We start from the raw sequence: 17,459 nt of genomic DNA on the forward strand, positions 1-17,459 counted from the left end.
TATTTAATCCTCTTGTTTAACTAAATCAGGATAATCGTGTGCTGAAAAGCATTCGACCTTCGCTCCTTCATGAATCAGTAAAGATATGAATGCATTCAGATCGTCATCTGAAGATATGGTTATCTTTGAACCTTTTCTTTCGAGGCGCTGGTCATACATAAATTGCGCTAGTTGTTGGGGAGAAAGACAAAACAGATTTTGCTTGCTAAGGAACTCAAGCACTTCATCACCATATCTATCTGCATCCACGTCAAAATTCGATTCATCACTACATAGAAAAGAACTAATCGTTGATACTAATTGCTCAAAATTTTCAGCCTTTTCTGCATCCTTGAACTCACCAACGATTACTAGATTTAAAGAATGCTCCGCGCCGTAGCCCTGCCAAATTTTCATTCTAATTCAACCCTTATAGTATTTGTTAACTGACGATAAGCCGTAGTGAGGGAGCCACCACCTATAGGAACTCCATTCTTGTCAAACGAACTCAGCTTAAAAACACCTGACGCATCTATATGCGCAAAGCCTTGCAGGTCGCTCTCTTTCTGAAGACCGATAGCAGTGACAAATTGATTTTTGTAATCAGAGCTTATAGATAACCTCATACTTTTTATCGTTGAGCTTCTACTGTCGACGATTTCTTTTAATTTACTTAGTGTTACATCATCGATTTTTTTACCAAACCCCACTGGTACCTCTGGTAAAATCAGAAACTCGTCAGCACCTAGCTCCTTGGACAGTTCCAAAGCATTTGGTAAGTCGTCAATGGTTTTACTGTTAACTACGTAATTTATCCCAAATGGGATATGCCTTTTCAATAATTCTAAATTGCTTAACAGCCGCTTAAATGGTCTTTTCCTTATAGACTCGTAATTACTATAAGTTCCATCCATACTTACTCTAATAAAATTCACATGACTTTTTAGCTGAGATATTAGTTCAGGAGTTAAACTGTGACCATGCGTCGTAAAGCTAATTGCTAGCTTAGTTTCTTCTTGTCCAAACTGGCAAAGTTCAACCAAGTCTTCATGCAATGTTGGTTCTCCTCCACCAAAGCCGATACCAAACACGCCCATACTATCCATTTCAAGTAACCAATCTTTTACTCTACTTTTATCCAGAGTTGAACGGTGCTTTGGCGCATAACAATGCGCACACCTCAAGTCACAGTCATTAGTAAGTGCTATAGAGACTTGTCTAGGGCTAATAGTCCAATCGGATTCAGGCGTGACTGTATCATCTAAAAGTATGTTAAGCCCGCTTCGACGGTAAAATAAGTGGATACCATCAGACCCTTTTCTAATTTTGAACTCGTGTTGTTGGTTTATGCCATTTTCATTCTTTATATACAAAGTTTACCCGATACCTTAAATGGTTAGATTGCATTGCAATATCAACACAATATGAAACTAATAACTATAGGGTTACTTTAGCATTCCAACCCTATCCAAAAATACACTCCTATAAAAAGACGAGTACATTTTATTTCAAATGCCACTAAATACACGTGAGACATGTCAATTTTGCTGTAACAATATGAGTTAGTTGAATATAGGCGTGTAACTAACTAGTAAGACAGTGAAAAAACTTCCCGAACAATTGAATTGATACCAATCTTTGTCTAGTACGAGGCTTTATTAAGTTTCGTAATGAATTCTAACAATGGTCGAAACTCATTTTGGGGCATTTCCGTGTTAGCGGTTTACTCAGATAAGTCAAAATCGAAGAGATACTCTTGCTTAAAATCAGCAGGTGTAGATGCGGCTGCGAGCTTCGACTTCAGGGATGAAGTCGTAGAGCGTATAGGGATATATTCACAGCGTCTCGCAGAAGTATCTGCACACACGTCGTTCTTTCACATCCATGTGATCACGACATTGGTGCATCCATGCACGGCACCTGCGGCGGGCAATAGATACCAGTTAAGGTATGACCTTCAATAAGCTATCAAATACCAAACCAACCAAATGAAACAAGTAAGAGAATGTGCTCAGTCTTCATTCGGAGGCCAGCTAACTTTGGGGCAAAAACCATTTACAAAACCTTCCCAAGTAAGGCCAAATCGAAGAAACCCATGAACAAGTGTAGATACGGCTGCGAGCTTCGACTTCAGGGATGAAATCGTAGAGCGTATAGGGATATATTCACAGCGCCTCGCAGAAGTAACTACACATTCCCCCGCTGGAGGCGATAGATAACAATGAAGGTAGACTTTCAAACAGAACACCAAATATCAAACCAGCCAGAATCTAAATAAAAATGTAATCAGCCTTCATTCGAAGGCTAGCTAACTTTGGGGCATTTCCGTGTTAGCGATTTACTCAGATAGATCAAATCGAAGAGATACTCTTGCTTAAAATCAGCAGGTGTAGATGCGGCTGCGAGCTTCGACTTCAGGGATGAAGTCGTAGAGCGTATAGGGATATATTCACAGCGCCTCGCAGAAGTAACTGCACATTCCCCCGCTGGAGGCGATAGATAACAATGAAGGTACGACTTTCAAACACAACACCAAATATCAAACCAGCCAGAATCTAAATAAAAATGTATTCAGCCTTCATTCGAAGGCAAGAAAACTTGACCTTTAAACACTCAACTAATGTGCAATAAAGCCTGCTTTTATGCCTGTTTTTAAAGTGAACTGATCGCCAATAGAGCCGACAACCATGTGCTTTCTGTCTGAGGCCAAATGGCCGCGCAATGTATAGAGGGCATCGATGCCGGTGCAGTGTGCGCCAATCATCTGATCGACGCCAAACCCTTGTAGTTTCTTGGCCGTCCACGCTAAGTGTTCATCTGTTGCGGACACTAAATGAAATCCACCTATGGCTGCTGAGATTTTACCTGGGTGAATGTTAGCGGTAATGTGCTCCATGGTATTAATAATCCCCGCATGGCCGCAGCCAGAGATCAGTACAAAACCTTGATTGGTATCGATAACCAAGGAGAGATCTTCTGGGATATCGTCCTCGACTAAACCTGCTTGTGTGACGATCTGTCCCTTTCCACTCCAGTTTTTCTCAGGATGAACCCGCGGTACTTGGCCTGTAAGCCAAACTCCGGGGAATATCTCAGTGGGCTTCTCATAAACAATAAACTCGCTTCCCAGCGCGATCAGCTCATCTCGCGTCGTTAATATTGAATTTCGGCTATTGGCTCGCTCTGCAAATATCCCCTTGCCCACATGGATTCGAGTTAGCGCCTTGGGGTTTTGTAAACGAAGTGTTTTTCTGAGGGTGAGCAAGCCACCTGTGTGATCGCCATGATTATGACTTAATATCACATCTTCAACGTCAGACAGATCGATACCTAAAGTTTGAGCATTTTGCAGTACGGTTTCAGGACGATTGCCGGTATCAAACAAAATCTTCCTACCATCAACCTCTATCAGGGCGGAATACCCCCACTCCCCAATTCCGCGACTGGCAAGCATGGTCGAAAGCGTAGTGATTTTTAACGTATTAGCCTGTGTAAACTCCTTGGCATTGACTCCATTTACCGAGCTAAAAACACTGACGAACATCAGCAGTAAATATAAAAATTTAGTCATCTATCATCCTTAATCATTTAATATTCTCTAGCCACTTTACGTTTATCATCAAAAATCAGTCAACCTCGTTTTTACATCGTTTCTATATCTATCCAGCTCTTTGCTCTGGCAGCCCTCTTGCCTGAAGTGCTAGTATTTCGCCGAGCATCAAGGATCACAATAAATAAGAGCCAACGCATTGAAAACGATATTAACATTAAGCGTATTGAGCTTACTTTTCGTAACTCAGTCAGCATTAGCTTCCGAGCCAAACTCAGTCACGACTGCCAGTGGAACTGAGCAATTCGATGAACACTATTTCGATGGACCCTATCTGTTCTATAAAAAGGGGGACGAGCAAGAGGCCAGCGATAAACAGCACGCATCTTGGATCTGCGATAGCACCTTGCTGACCACAGAGATTACCGAACTGCAACTTCAGCGCCCCTTAAACTGTGGCCAGTTACCTGAGCCATTGCTGAATCAAGACGCTAAGGTCGTTCACCCAGATACTTATACCGGCGTGAAAAAAATCGTCGCGTTAAGTGATGTCCATGGCCAGTATGATGTGCTTATTCATCTATTAAAAAAGCAGAAGATCATCGACCAAAACGGTGATTGGGCGTTTGGTGATGGCCATATGGTGATGACGGGAGATATGTTCGACCGAGGTCATCAGATTAATGAAGTGCTTTGGTTCATGTATAAGCTAGACAGGCAAGCATCAAAAGCTGGCGGTAAACTTCACCTGTTAATGGGCAATCATGAACAGATGGTGATGCGTGGTGACCTGCGTTATGTCAATGAGCGCTATCAAACCACTGAGAAACTGTTAAACCGTACCTATGATGAGCTGTATGACAACAGTAGTGAGATAGGCCAGTGGCTGCGCAGCAAAAACACCCTAGTGAAAATTAATGACTCGCTGTTTCTCCATGGCGGAGTTAGCAGCGAATGGCTCGAACGTGGACTCAATCTAGAAAGGGCCAACCGTTTATATCGTGCTAATGTCGACAAATCTAAGGAGGAGATACGCCAAGACCCACTATTAAACTTCCTCTTCTTTGGCAATGGACCAACTTGGTTCAGAGGTTATTTCAAACCAGACTTTGATGAAAACGAACTCGATAAGATATTAGCCTACTTTCAGGTCAAGCGAGTAGTTGTCGGGCACACCTCTCAAGAGCAGGTATTAGGGCTGTTTGATAACAGGGTTTTAGCCATCGACTCCAGTATTAAAAATGGCAATTCAGGGGAGATCCTTCTGATGAAAGAGGGGCATTTAATACGCGGTTTATACAATGGTAACCGACAAGCCCTGTAAGTAGACAAACCTCAACAGTTAATCACGCCGCTATAGATGCAACAATATCGAACTCTGATCTTTCTTCGGCATCTTAGCCACAACCAACATAAACGAGTTATCTATCATGCGCTCTATCTCACCATTAGGGATAGAGCCATTAAGAATAATGGTATTCCACAGCGCCTTATTCATATGATAACCGGGGATCACAGCAGGAAATATATCCCTCAATATCGCAGCTTCATCGGGATCGCACTTAAGGTTCATCCACCAATCTTGATAACCCTCTTCATCACCTTTCCCCATCTTACCAATGGCTAAAGTGGCGAACATTTTTCCCTTCACCTTAAACACAGAAACCTCCTTACCGAAGGGAAAATCAAGTATGGTTTCAGGTTTAGATAACAAGTACTTTTTTACCGTTTCAACATCCATTGTTTTTAACTAAAGCTCCGCAATATGATTTAACTTAAAGTTCTCTCTTCAACTGCCTGCGCCTGTGGCTTTGTAAAAGAGCGGCTAACGTTAACGCACTCAAGCATACTCTTTATATAGAGAGGGAGCGAGCCATTGTCACTTGGAACCCGCTTGCCGACAAACTTTGCCATATAGAGCTTTGTTTTACTCGGGTACCAAGAAAATAGCACCACCTTGTGCCCCTGATTGGTTTCCACATAACATTTATAGTCAGCCCTCTCCTCTGCTGCAATGCTAAATGAGAGCCAGAGACAGCATAAACTGATAGCGCAAAGTAACTTTTTCATCTTATTTTCCTAAAGCTCATCAATCCATAAACTTAATCAGACGTGTAGTAATAAATTTTATTAGTACTGAGTCCGCCGCCCACACACTTTAGATCATTGGGGTCACACCCTTCAGGTGGGTTGCCCGGTGAAGCCGCACCTATACCGATAAGGTACATATTCGAAGGCTTAGCCTCCTCACCTTCATTAACCACACGAGGAGGAACAATCAGCTGGGGCGTATCAGGCACAAATTCACCGGTTCTTATATAGTTATAGGTTCGCGTTCCTCTATGAAGATCGAAGTTATAGAGGAATCCCGCTCCAGCGCTAATACATTGGTCACTGCTGGAGTTATCACCGGGTGGCACAAATGAGGTGAAGAAAACCCGCCCATTAACTATGGTGGCAGGTGATAGATTTTTCTCGCCAGCACGGGAGAAACTGTAATACCAACCTCTTTTCTTACCAAAATCGATCTGCTCCTGCTCATCAGAATCTGAAGGGGGAGTTGAGGTAACATCATAGAGGTTGGATAGGGTCAACGTTGTGGGAATAACCACTCCACTGCCCCCACCTTTAAAGGAGCGACTCACCACATTTCTATCCTGCAGGGTAAAGAACATATCCGAGCGGCTTAAATCTGATGGCATCGCCCTGTGTCCGCTACCTACCACCACAGCATCATAGGGGATATTAAGCTTAGTTTTGGTTTTGGTTGTCGTCCCGCCATTGTCGACAGTCACCTCAGCAATATTGGTGATGACGGTTTGTGCCACGGCTGGAGCTGAGTAGAAACGTCTATCAGAAGATTGGACGCCACCACCTAAGCTGGCAAACTTAAACCCAGACCACTTATTTGTATCGGCAGATGGCATATCCATACGCCATACGTTACCGCCTGTATCTGTCGCGTAAATACGATCGCTTGCGCCATCAGCATTAGAATCTAATACGGCGACAGAGCTTGGAATACTGTCAGAGATCCCTGGAAGTTGTGTGCCTCCAGTACTGGCAGAGCCAAACTGATGCACCAATGCACCTGTTTCGGCATCAAGAATAAAGACTCCGCGTCCTTTTACATCATCGGCTCCAATACCGGCCCCATCTTTACCCGATGGTGAATAACCAGCACCAAAAATAAGCACCGGATTCTCGCTACTTCGACCTGGAATATTGGTCACCACAGGAGTTGACCAAGACTGACCTAGCTCAGACATGCCGGGCGAGCTGGCATCCACTTTCCACATAAAGCTTGGGTTATCGGGATCACTGATATCAATAGCATAGTAACTACTGCCCCCACGGCGCATGCCAAAGAAGAGCCACGCCTTCTCGATACCTGAATCATTGGTTTTGGTATAGGCCACAGGAGAGCCGTCAACGCCATACACAGAGTGAACACCAGTTGGCACATTCGCCCTAAGAGTTTTTAGATTTGGCAGAAGTTCATAGGGGATAAAAGCCCAAGTTTCAGTCACACTGTTACTGCTACTATCATCTTTGAACATATGCAGAAAACCATGGTTAGTCCCCATGACAATGCGAACATCTGGTGCCGATTTTGTACCAAAATTGAGTGCTAACGGCTTTGAGTGAAGTGCATCCCCCATAATGTCATCGCGCCAATTCGTCGCAGGATTTGGAATAGTTTCCAGCCCTTTATTGTTATCGACATCTAGGCCCTTCGCCCAACCAAAAAGAGAGGGGAACTCCTCTTCAGCAACGCCTAAATAGCTGACTAAGTTTTCGGTCCCCCCTGCAGTACCAGCAACTTTGTCAACGGTCAGCTCAGTTAATCCAGTGTTTAAATTGCTATAGATGGTTCTAGAATCAGCCGCCTGCATCGCAGACAAGGCACCACCTTTTTCAACCTCATTGCCATCACCACCTGCACTACATACAGCAGAAGGAGTCCAGAAAGAGCAGGCTGTAGACTTAATATTACCATCGAGACCTATGGCAGGGTTTCCCGCCTTATCAACCACAACCCCCTTCCCTGTCACCCTGTATTTCTTAAGATTCCCGAGCCAGGTCGGCCCTTTGTTAGGCAAGAAAATAGAGTAGTAAGCGTACTCAAACGATTGAGTTCGATTGAAGTTATTACTCGCGACAGCTGGCGAAGTAAAGCTAGAGTTAGTATCTAACGCTTCACTCACCACCTGCTGGAGTGAGCCCTGTAACAGGTTGGCATTAGTAGCATCAAAATAGCGTCCTCCACCTACTTCAGCAGTTTTCTTCAAAAGTGCCGCTGCAGTAGCAGCTCCTTTACTAAAACCTATGGTGTGAGTACTAACGGTTTGATCGCCCGGTTCACTGCTATTAAGATCATACTTATTCATCCAACTTGACAGCGCACTTAAGTAATTAAGATCTCCTCCCTCTTCTGTGCCATATTTATCCGTTCCTCCAGTTAGTGTGTCAATAAAATCATCTGCAGCCGCATCCTTTGTCGGTACACCATCAGTAATAATCACCACACTGGCGTTATTCTGACACTTTTTAAATGGCGATTCATAAATGCCACTTTTAGCCACAGAAGGGTCCATTTTAGGCTGCTCACTAACGAAGTAACCAGCATTAGGCAGGTCAGTATTTTTATAGGCGAAATCGACACTTAATCCAGAAAAATAGCGATAGGCTTCATACAGTGTTTCACAAAGAGGGGTATTCGTCTTACCTTTAATATCGTCAATAATTTCAATCAAATCAGATTTAACCCCAGAGGTATTCTCCTTTAAACCAGAGATAATCCTCCCGCCATCACGCTCAAACTCATTCCACGCGTTAACATTAAACACCGCTAAGCCAAAATCGACACTTGGCGTGGTTAAAATGATACTTTTAACCGCATTCTTTGCAATATCTAAACGGCTGATATTCGCCTTCTCTTTAGTACCATGTTGCCAAGTCAAATAGTCTTGAGTGTAGATAGTCAGCGGACGGCCTATACCAAACCCTGTCAGTTCAGCGCGCTCACGCGCTCTTTGCTTAATCGTTTCTGTAGAACCTGCATTCGCATAAGTATAATACTTTGGGTTACTGACCGAACCTCGTCCATCGACGGGCAAACCACTTGTCACTCCCCCAGCATTGGCCCATTTTTCATCCTGTATATCTTCAAAACAATCGACCGCAATGACACCGTCAGAGCCAGTATCATCGAGCTCCTTCCAGGTTCCTTCAGAGCCAGTAAATGAATAACCTCTGAAGTAGCCAGTATAAAAACCATATTTATGTAGTGATTCCCAAGAGCTCTCACAACTATTGATCACTCCAGAAAAGTGACGTGTTTCTGATGTGTTGGAGGGGTTAGGTTGATCTTCTGCTGCCGTGGCACCTCTGGTGAAGTAGAGCTTGTTTTGCTTGCCTAAGTTATCGCCGCTAATGCCACCAGCATTGGATGAGTAAGGTTTTTCAGCTCCAACAACGGTTGTCTTCATACTGCCGGAGTTATCAAAAATGATCAGCATCTGCGGCCGAGCACCGCTACGTGCTGATGCTTCATAAACATAAAGTTCAGTGTCATCGGCTAAGCTAGAAAGTGGCAACAGGGTATAAATAGCAGAAGAGCCGATCAAAAAAGATGAAAGTCTAAATCGACGAGAGGAAAAAGTTGACCGACCAATAGCAGTTAAACGGCTACAAACCTGACCACACATTGCAGTCAATTCAGGGGTAAAAATGCTCATAGGGATATTTTCTATTCTTATATGCGCACGGTAATGATTCCCTTCAGATACAGATGCTTACAACTCCCCTGTCACATCTCTTATTTTTAAATGACATCTAATACAGTAAACACTGCACTCAAGATTAAACACTAAACAAACCAAGAGAACAACAAGATTAAACCAACTTGACACACAATTACAACACTTTGCACTATTTTGAAATGTAAAGAGATAACCGCATTAAAACTCTGACAAGGTAAAAATTTCAGAGCATAAATTCAAATTACAAATATAAACTTAATCATTACTCTTTTTTTAAGTGAGCAAAAAGTAGAGAGCAGATGATAGAAATAAGAAACAAAAAAACAGACAAGCTAGTTTAAGAAGTAAATAAGGTGGAATATGCTAAACAAGAAAATGTGGAGACTTAGCGATATTTCAGATTTGTGGCCGTAATAAAAAAAGGGTAAACAGTTCTGTTTACCCTTTATCAATAACTCTTATCGATTAGAGCTTAAGCAAAATCACTTTTGTCCAGCAAGCTGTTGAGCTGATATCGCCCGATTAAGCTTAGCTTCCACAAAACCCGGTGAATGGGTTGCTCCAGAGATGAGTCGATACATGGCGGGGATAACAAGTAGAGTCACAAAGGTCGCAAATGCCATGCCGAAAAAGACCACAGTTCCCACTGCAATACGACTCTCAGAGCCTGCTCCCGTCGACAAAATAAGTGGGATAGCCCCCACTAAGGTGGTAAATGCCGTCATCAGAATAGGACGCAGACGACGAGCCGATGCATCGATAATCGCCTGCTCTAACTCAAAGCCTCTGTCTCTTAACTGATTAGCAAATTCGACAATTAAGATACCGTTCTTGGTCACCATACCGATCAGCATTATCATGCCTATCTGACTATAAATATTCAGCCCTTGTCCCGTGAGATAAAGGCCTAAAAATCCGCCAAATACCCCCATAGGTACAGTAAACATCACCACCATAGGATTAATAAAACTTTCAAACTGAGCAGCCAGCACCAGATAAGCCACCAAAAGTGCTAAACCAAATACGACCAAGACACTGCTTTGATTCTCTTTAAAATCTTTGGACTCGCCCGTATAACTCACCGAAATATCGCTGGGTAAGATCTCTATCGCCTTTGCATCTAAGAAGTTAAGCGCTTCGCCTAAGGTATAACCTCCACCTAAATTCGCTTTTAAGGTGATCGATTTTTGCTTATTGGTATGGCTGAGCTTATTTGCCGACGCTACCTCCTCAATATGGGTGATGGAGTCCAACGTAACCAACTCACCTCTAGCTGAGCGCATATAGATCTGGCTTAAGTCTGCCATACTGTTAAAACTATCTTCATCACCTCTTAAATAAACATCATACTCCTCACCGCGATCGATAAAGGTGGTTTCACTGCGCCCACCAAGCATCACCTCTAAAGTCTCCGATACCTCGGCAACACTGATCCCAAGCTCAGCAGCTCGCTCTCTGTCGACGCTCACCACCAGTTCAGGGGTCGTTTCGGCGTAATCAAGATCGGCGCCCTCGAGCATAGGGCTATGAATCGCCTCCTCTTGCAGCACCTGAGCCCACTTAAACAGCTCATCATAATCTGAGCCACCAATCACAAACTGCACAGGCTCGCTCGACTGCCCTCTAAATCCAGGCAGCATAGGGCGTACCATCACATCCGGAATACCTTTCAAGGCTTTAGCCACTATCCCCAGCGCTTGTTGAGCATTGATGCTTCTATCTTCCCAATTTTCCAGCTGCATAATCACAAAACCTGTCTGATCGCCTGCTCGGCCACCAAAAGCGGGAGCTTGCACGCTAAAAGATTTGATCACCCCCTGCCCAAGCAAGGGCATCAATCTCTGCTCGACAATATCCATATTGGTGGTCATCCGGTTATAACTTGTTCCCTCCGCCCCTTTAACAAAAGCAAATATGACGCCGCGATCTTCCTGAGGCGCCAACTGTGAGGGCACACTTTGCATCAAAAGAGCGCTACCAAGGATACATAAGATGATCACAAATGGAGCTGCAAAGCGAAAACGAACAGCTTGAGCTACCGTTTTGCGATAACCAAACTCTAATTTATTGAATAACTTGTCTATCCATAGGTTAAATCGATTCGGCTTCACATTCGCTTTTAGCATCTTACTGCCAAGCACAGGCGTTAAAGTCAGCGCCACAATCGAGGAGAAGATAACTGACATGGCAAGCATCACTGAAAACTCGGTAAATAAACGGCCAACCATCCCCTCCATAAAGGATATTGGCAGAAACACCATGACTAAAACGGCCGTAGTCGCCACCACGGCAAAGCCAACTTCACGTGTGCCTTTATAAGCGGCAAGTAGCGGCTCCTCACCCTTTTCAAGGTGATGAAATATATTCTCCACCACCACAATGGCATCATCCACGACTAAACCAATTGAGAGAATAAGCGCCATTAACGTCAATAGATTAATCGAAAAACCAAAGAAGTTTGCCGCGATAAATGCTGAGATCAACGAGACGGGTACTGTCACCGCGGGGATAAGTGTTGCACGCGCCTGACCAATAAAGATATAGAGCACCAATACCACGAGTCCACCAGTAATAAATAGGGTGTTGTATACCTCTGTAATAGAGCGGTCGATAAATACGGTCGAGTCATAATCGACCACAAGCTCTGTACCCGCAGGCAGAAACTGCTGGATACGCTCCACCTCTTTGTGAGCCGCCTTGGCAACCAAAAGCGGGTTCGCATCTGACTGAGCGATTATCCCTAAACTTAAATTCGGTACACCATCACTTTTAAAGGTGGAGTTTTCATTCTCAGCCCCGATAAACACCGAAGCCACATCTTTCAAATAGACAGGGCTGCCATCGCTAGCCGTACGCACCACAAGATAGTCAAAATCCTCAGCATTATGATAAAGACGTGCGGTGCGAACAGTCATCACTGTCGTGTCGTTACGTACCTCACCACCTGGAGTTTCCACATTCTCCCTTTTCAGACTCGCAATAATATCAGCGGTAGTGACGTTACGTCCCGCCATCAGCTCGGGCTTTAACTGCACATACATCACCTTGTACAAGCCACCGGAAATACTCACCGAACTCACACCAGTGATCAGACTAAACCTATCTTCAAGCACACGCTGGGCGTAATCGGTAAGCTGAGTCCTGTCCATCACAGAGGAGCTTAGATTGATGTAGATAGAGGGCTGACCAGAGCCATTGTCTTTAGATACAATCGGATCATTGGCTTCATCGGGCAGACGACGCTGGGCACGGGCTACTGCATCACGAACATCACTCACCCCTTCGGTCAGATCCCAGTCGAGATCGAAAGTGATGGTGATACGGGACATCCCATTTCGAGTCACAGAGGTTATCTCATCGATACCACTGATCCCCGTGAGTTCATCTTCCAGTGCCGTGGTGATCTGGCTCTCCATGATGGTTGCCGAAGCGCCTTCGTAGGTGGTCATCACAGTGACGACTGGGCTTTCAACATCGGGCATTTCACGGATAGCCAGCTTTGAGAAGGAAACCGCCCCAAAAACACACAGTAGCAAGCTTAAAACGATAGCAACAACTGGACGTTTTACTGAGATATCAGAAATTAACATTAACTTCTGTCTCCGCTGTTATTCCCACCTTGATCTGCATCGGCTGTCATATGATTTTTCGGCGCTAACAGCTCATCGACTCTGAGACCATCACGCATATTCACTAAGCCCTGAACAACTATTTTCTCGCCAACATCGACGCCTTGGGTGATCACCACCTCATCTTTAATTCGTGCGCCTAATGTCACTTGAGTGCGCTTGGCTAACTTATCTTCACCTACCACATACACAAAACGTTTCGTACCTGAATACTCGATAGCTTGAACTGGAATGACAGGTTCAGATACCGCGGGAAGGCCAAGATTGGCAGACATTAACATGCCTGGTTTAAGCTTGTGATTGGCATTATCGAAGCTCACCCTGACCTTTAAACTCAATGTTTCGTAATTAATTCTAGGATCGATAGCCACAACCTGACCGCTAAACATCTCTGCAGGCCATGCACGATTTGTGGCACTGACCTTCATGCCAACGCTGAGTAAAGAGAGATAATTTTCCGGTACCTGCAGATCTAACCTCATTGAGGAGAGGTCATCGAGAGAGAGCAGCTCTGTACCCGCTGTCACCATCTTGCCTAGGCTGAAATCGAGCAAACCAGCCGTGCCTGAAAACGGCGCTTTTATGTAGTGAAAATCAAGCTCTGCAAGTACCGCAGCCAATCGCGCAGCCGCGATATCAACACTGGCTTTTTGAGCATCTATCTCTGTTTGTGTGATAGCGCTTTTCGCGATCAACTTTTGAAACTCTTTAAGCTTACGTTTCTCATCATTAAGGTAAGCATTCGCTTCGGCAACACTCGCCTGAACCCGAGCATCCTCCAGCTGAATTAACACTTGGCCCGCTTGGATATCTTGATTAGCAGCGACGTTAATCTGCTTAATTTTCCCCGCCACCTCAGGGGCGATAAATACAGATCTATCCGCCTCTAGCTTACCAATTAAAGAGAGTGATTGAGAGAGCATGTGCTGCTCCACACTTCCTGTCACCACAGGAACAACCCTAGGTGCGCGAGCAGTTTTATCTGCTGGTTTTTTGGCTTCAGAAAAACCACTAAATGAGGCTATCGCAGCAATCAATAAAACGATGGGAATAAAAATCAGGCTTTTTTTCATTTATGAATTTCTTTATCAATTCAAGGCTTCAGGGGGTGAAGCTATTTTAAATAAAATTCAGCCTTTGTAGGGTAAAGCAGTGTAAAGCTAAGCAATTAAGCTGCTCTTTTTAATCCAAAACTTGTAACAAACCATGACCCGAAACCTAAGGGTAACTTTAAAGTAACAAGGATTAAACTAGGCTGTTTTTTTGGCAACAATAGATACTAGAGAGAGTACAAATAATGCACATGCTAGCGGGGTGTAACTCTGCTAAAATCCCTCCATCAACAGATTAACGAGAAACACTTTGCACCTTAACTGGCTTTCCCTTGATAACCGTTCCCAAGTTTATCCTTTTTATAAGCAGTTTATGCCCTATGCGCGACTCACTAAAAAAGAGCGAATAGCTGTTTTCATCGCCGAGCAAAATACCGCTGAAGTTACAGTAAAAAGTGAGGTTATTGCCGCAGTCAGACTAAGACCCACAGGTCTCTATACCTTAGTAACAGGTATGCTTATCCATCCAGCTCATCGTGGCAAAGGTTTAGGTCATGCTTTGATGCGCGAAATAAGCCATGAGATGATAGATAAACGTACATTTATCTTCTCACTCCCCCACCTAGTCAATTTCTATCGACAGCATGGGTTCGAAAGGTGTCAAACGCCACCTAATGATATTGGCCAGCTATTTAACAGATACCACAGTGAAGAGAAGCCATTATCTTTATTGATTTTCAAGCGTAACATGGCGGAGTAGAGGTAAGGATAAGAGATCAATGGCTCAAAAAAAGATAGATTAAAGTCAGACTACGCACAAAGAACTCCTCTATGGGCTCAAATGCCACAACTAATAGAGCAGATACACTGACCATAGCAGTATGCACAGTCGTTGATGCGCCTGCCACAGACCGCTTTACTGCAGTTATCAGTGATGATATCGAAGACATTCTACTTACCTTTTAGTGTGTTACTTTTCATTATTCTCAGAATATATCTAGATAATGGGGTAATAAACTAACTAGATACCAGACAGCATACCGAATTGGCAAAGCATGAACAATGCACAAGGCTTAATTTACTAACAGGTTTGTATGCTTCACTACTGTCACTTGCTGCTGTATGGTTTGGTGATGCAAATCATCTAGGATTGTAACTTGAAAAAAATTGCCCTTTTTGTCGACGTTCAAAACATCTACTACACCTGCCGTCAAGCCTATGGACGTCAGTTTAACTACCGGAAACTTTGGCAACATATCAGCTATGAAGGTGAGATCGTCTCTGCAACCGCTTATGCCATCCATAAGGGCGATGATGGCCAACTCAAATTTCAAGATGCACTCAAACATATAGGATTTGATGTCAAACTTAAGCCCTTTATTCAGCGAGCCGATGGCAGTGCTAAAGGGGATTGGGACGTGGGGATAACTATCGATATCATGGAAGCGGCCAGCGAGGTCGATAGCATTATCTTACTTTCTGGTGATGGCGACTTTGATCTATTAATGCTCAAAATTTACCAAAAATATGGAATTGAAACTCAGGTTTATGGTGTACCAAGCCTTACAGCAAAGTCTCTTATAGATTCAGCAGCTCATTACCATGAAATCGATGATGCACTACTGCTTTGATTTTTAAACTCAAGCAGTCATTTAATCCAGTTTCAAGGAGGAATTAAGACAAAACGACTATAATTGGTAGGTCATACTGTCTTTATGAGGTTAAATCATGACTATCTCTGTACGTTTAAATGAGTACTTAAATCAAAATGAGGTGAGCTACGATCTCATCTCCCACCCCCACAGCTTTAGCTCTATGAGCTCAGCAGTTGCCGCCAATATCCCGCCAGCACAAATAGCCAAAGCGGTGATCTTAGAAGATCACGAAGGCCGAAAGATGATGGCAGTGTTATTAGCTGATCATAAGATAAGCTTAGGTTCACTAGGAGAGAAGCTAAATCGAGACCTACACCTTATCGATGAGAGATCTGTCTATAAGATGTTTGAAGATTGCGAGAAAGGCGCTATTCCCCCCTTCGGAAATGCCTATAATATGGAAGCGGTTTATGATGACCTCTTGGTCCAATCTAAAGAGCTCTATCTTGAAGCGGGCGATCATAATAGTTTACTTCGTGTCAGCAGAGAGGACTTTGTCCGCCTGATTAAAGACTCTAAACATATGAGATTCAGCCATCAAACTGTCCACTAAATCTGATTTATATACGTCTAGTCAAACATGGAGTTTGACTAGACACTCCAGCATTAAATTGCAATTTTTCACAAAAATAGTTTAAGTTAAAAACGCCACTCTTTAGAAAAATCATACCTAAATCCTACAGTCCAAGAGTCAAAGTCATTTAAGTAGTCATAATCTTTAGTTAGGTACTCTAGATGAAACCTTAAGTTGTCATCGGGAAGCCACTCTAAAGTCGTGTTAAAACCATGATATTTTTGGCTCAAAAACGCCTCCCTACCATCATCAAAATCAAAATAGCCTAACTTTACTCTAAACTGCTGGCTCAGCCGATAAGCGGAAGAGATATCTAAGGTGTGACCCTCTCTATCCTGAGACATCACATCTCGTTGGTAGTTTCTATCTTGATAAGCTCCCGCTAAATAGAAGCCATTACTGAACTCCTTAGCTAAAGATACAGCCCAAACTTCATCTTCACCTGTTGTTAAGTTTCCATCAATACTACTCTGCTCTAAGTAAGCCACCGCGCCATGAAAACCATCATTATCGTAACTCAAGCCTAGGTTAATCAGATCGGCACTGTTACTGCCACTATCACCATCAAATTGCGCGGCGGCTAACCAGCTAAAATTCTCAACATTCAATCGATAAGTCAGCATATTATTAACGAAAAAAACACTCTCAGGATCATAGGCAAAGGGGCTGTTTGCATGATTAAAGATATCAACATATTCAGCTATCAATAGATATTGTGGTGGCCTTTGCTTACCGATACCGATACGGCCATAGGGACCACCTAAGGCGACATAGGCACGCCTAGCTTTACCAAAATCACCATTATTGGAGAGATCAACGCCCCACTCACCATGAAGTTCAGCTCTCCAACCCGGCATAAATTCATTAGTCGCCTTAAGGCCGATATGAGATAACGCATCTCTCACATCGTAGAAAGTTTCCCCCCCCTCATCGAAGTAGCCGTATGTCGGCCTCATCGTGGCATAGACCTTAAGCGCATTATTGCCGCTTTCAGACTTAGGCTGGACTTGTTCTGGGCTCTTGTTAGCTTGAGAGATCGTTTTCTCTCGTTTTTGTGCCTCTTGCTTTTGAGCCTGCTCCAGCAGCATAACCTGCTTTTGTAGCGCCTCGATTTGTAACTTTAATGACGCCAATGTCACTTCTTGCTCTGCAGCAAGATCGAAACTGGCAGCCAATAATGTGAAGGTAACAAACTGAGCTATGGGAGAGATTTGCATTCTATCTTATCCAGAAGGCTGGTAAGAAAAAGTATAGA

The 17,459-nt window shown here is 43.7% G+C and carries 14 protein-coding genes; 5 read left to right on the forward strand and 9 right to left on the reverse strand.

From position 1 onward, the window contains the following. Positions 1-3: 3 nt before the first annotated feature. The 3 genes from K0625_RS11845 to K0625_RS11855 all read right to left on the reverse strand — a co-directional run bounded on the left by K0625_RS11845 (position 4) and on the right by K0625_RS11855 (position 3,550). Positions 4-396: a DUF6375 family protein gene (locus tag K0625_RS11845; RefSeq protein WP_220109887.1), complete on the reverse strand. Its 393-nt coding sequence runs from the start codon at positions 394-396 to the stop codon at positions 4-6. Beyond that, positions 393-1,352 carry a radical SAM protein gene (locus tag K0625_RS11850; RefSeq protein WP_220109888.1) on the reverse strand — a complete coding sequence of 320 codons (960 nt, stop codon included), beginning with the start codon at positions 1,350-1,352 and terminating at the stop codon, positions 393-395. The genes K0625_RS11845 and K0625_RS11850 overlap by 4 nt, the downstream gene beginning before the upstream one ends. A gap of 1,244 nt (positions 1,353-2,596) precedes the next feature. Then, positions 2,597-3,550 (reverse strand): MBL fold metallo-hydrolase, encoded by a 954-nt coding sequence (locus tag K0625_RS11855; protein ID WP_220109889.1) that lies wholly within the window; start codon positions 3,548-3,550, stop codon positions 2,597-2,599. A 178-nt stretch (positions 3,551-3,728) separates the two neighbouring features. Between K0625_RS11855 and K0625_RS11860 the strand changes: the two genes are divergently transcribed. Beyond that, entirely contained in the window at positions 3,729-4,853 is a 1,125-nt protein-coding gene (locus tag K0625_RS11860) for a metallophosphoesterase (RefSeq protein WP_220109890.1), read from the forward strand. 30 nt (positions 4,854-4,883) lie between these two features. Here the strand turns inward: K0625_RS11860 and K0625_RS11865 are convergent, their stop codons facing one another. From K0625_RS11865 to K0625_RS11885, 5 genes are all read right to left on the reverse strand, one after another. Then, the gene (locus tag K0625_RS11865) at positions 4,884-5,270 is read right to left on the reverse strand and encodes an MmcQ/YjbR family DNA-binding protein (RefSeq protein ID WP_220109891.1); all 387 of its coding nucleotides are present in this window, start codon (positions 5,268-5,270) and stop codon (positions 4,884-4,886) included. A gap of 29 nt (positions 5,271-5,299) precedes the next feature. Beyond that, a complete protein-coding gene (locus K0625_RS11870; protein WP_220109892.1) occupies positions 5,300-5,599 on the reverse strand; it encodes a TapY2 family type IVa secretion system protein in 300 nt (99 codons plus the stop codon). Positions 5,600-5,631: 32 nt separating this feature from the next. Further along, positions 5,632-9,270 carry a pilus assembly protein gene (locus tag K0625_RS11875; protein ID WP_220109893.1) on the reverse strand — a complete coding sequence of 1,213 codons (3,639 nt, stop codon included), beginning with the start codon at positions 9,268-9,270 and terminating at the stop codon, positions 5,632-5,634. Between the two features lie 506 nt (positions 9,271-9,776). Beyond that, a complete protein-coding gene (locus K0625_RS11880; RefSeq protein WP_220109894.1) occupies positions 9,777-12,884 on the reverse strand; it encodes a multidrug efflux RND transporter permease subunit in 3,108 nt (1,035 codons plus the stop codon). Beyond that, on the reverse strand, positions 12,884-13,996 hold the full coding sequence (locus K0625_RS11885) for an efflux RND transporter periplasmic adaptor subunit (protein WP_220109895.1): 1,113 nt from the start codon (positions 13,994-13,996) through the stop codon (positions 12,884-12,886). Before K0625_RS11885 ends, K0625_RS11880 begins: the two co-directional genes overlap by 1 nt. Before the next feature lie 289 nt (positions 13,997-14,285). Here K0625_RS11885 and K0625_RS11890 point away from each other — a divergent pair, with 289 nt between their 5' ends. The 4 genes from K0625_RS11890 to K0625_RS11900 all read left to right on the forward strand — a co-directional run bounded on the left by K0625_RS11890 (position 14,286) and on the right by K0625_RS11900 (position 16,183). Beyond that, positions 14,286-14,735, forward strand: a complete 450-nt coding sequence (locus tag K0625_RS11890; RefSeq protein ID WP_220109896.1) for a GNAT family N-acetyltransferase — start codon at positions 14,286-14,288, stop codon at positions 14,733-14,735. A 71-nt stretch (positions 14,736-14,806) separates the two neighbouring features. Then, positions 14,807-14,941 (forward strand): hypothetical protein, encoded by a 135-nt coding sequence (locus K0625_RS24705; protein WP_269902801.1) that lies wholly within the window; start codon positions 14,807-14,809, stop codon positions 14,939-14,941. 191 nt (positions 14,942-15,132) lie between these two features. Beyond that, positions 15,133-15,606, forward strand: a complete 474-nt coding sequence (locus K0625_RS11895) for a LabA-like NYN domain-containing protein (protein WP_220109897.1) — start codon at positions 15,133-15,135, stop codon at positions 15,604-15,606. Between the two features lie 97 nt (positions 15,607-15,703). Continuing rightward, positions 15,704-16,183, forward strand: coding sequence for an aminoacyl-tRNA deacylase (locus K0625_RS11900; RefSeq protein ID WP_220109898.1), 480 nt, complete (start codon positions 15,704-15,706; stop codon positions 16,181-16,183). An 86-nt stretch (positions 16,184-16,269) separates the two neighbouring features. Here the strand turns inward: K0625_RS11900 and K0625_RS11905 are convergent, their stop codons facing one another. Continuing rightward, a complete protein-coding gene (locus K0625_RS11905) occupies positions 16,270-17,421 on the reverse strand; it encodes a porin (RefSeq protein WP_220109899.1) in 1,152 nt (383 codons plus the stop codon). Positions 17,422-17,459 lie beyond the last annotated feature (38 nt).

Source organism: Shewanella nanhaiensis, from assembly GCF_019457885.1.
GTDB classification, from domain to species: domain Bacteria; phylum Pseudomonadota; class Gammaproteobacteria; order Enterobacterales; family Shewanellaceae; genus Shewanella; species Shewanella nanhaiensis.

Excerpts from the sequence above, each read along its gene's own strand:
- K0625_RS11900 (WP_220109898.1), top strand. The coding sequence starts at position 15,704 with ATGACTATCTCTGTACGTTTAAATGAGTACTTAAATCAAAATGAGGTG.
- K0625_RS11870 (WP_220109892.1), bottom strand. The coding sequence starts at position 5,599 with ATGAAAAAGTTACTTTGCGCTATCAGTTTATGCTGTCTCTGGCTCTCA.
- K0625_RS11905 (WP_220109899.1), bottom strand. The coding sequence starts at position 17,421 with ATGCAAATCTCTCCCATAGCTCAGTTTGTTACCTTCACATTATTGGCT.
- K0625_RS11845 (WP_220109887.1), bottom strand. The coding sequence starts at position 396 with ATGAAAATTTGGCAGGGCTACGGCGCGGAGCATTCTTTAAATCTAGTA.
- K0625_RS11880 (WP_220109894.1), bottom strand. The coding sequence starts at position 12,884 with ATGTTAATTTCTGATATCTCAGTAAAACGTCCAGTTGTTGCTATCGTT.
- K0625_RS11855 (WP_220109889.1), bottom strand. The coding sequence starts at position 3,550 with ATGACTAAATTTTTATATTTACTGCTGATGTTCGTCAGTGTTTTTAGC.
- K0625_RS24705 (WP_269902801.1), top strand. The coding sequence starts at position 14,807 with ATGGGCTCAAATGCCACAACTAATAGAGCAGATACACTGACCATAGCA.
- K0625_RS11875 (WP_220109893.1), bottom strand. The coding sequence starts at position 9,270 with ATGAGCATTTTTACCCCTGAATTGACTGCAATGTGTGGTCAGGTTTGT.
- K0625_RS11865 (WP_220109891.1), bottom strand. The coding sequence starts at position 5,270 with ATGGATGTTGAAACGGTAAAAAAGTACTTGTTATCTAAACCTGAAACC.
- K0625_RS11885 (WP_220109895.1), bottom strand. The coding sequence starts at position 13,996 with ATGAAAAAAAGCCTGATTTTTATTCCCATCGTTTTATTGATTGCTGCG.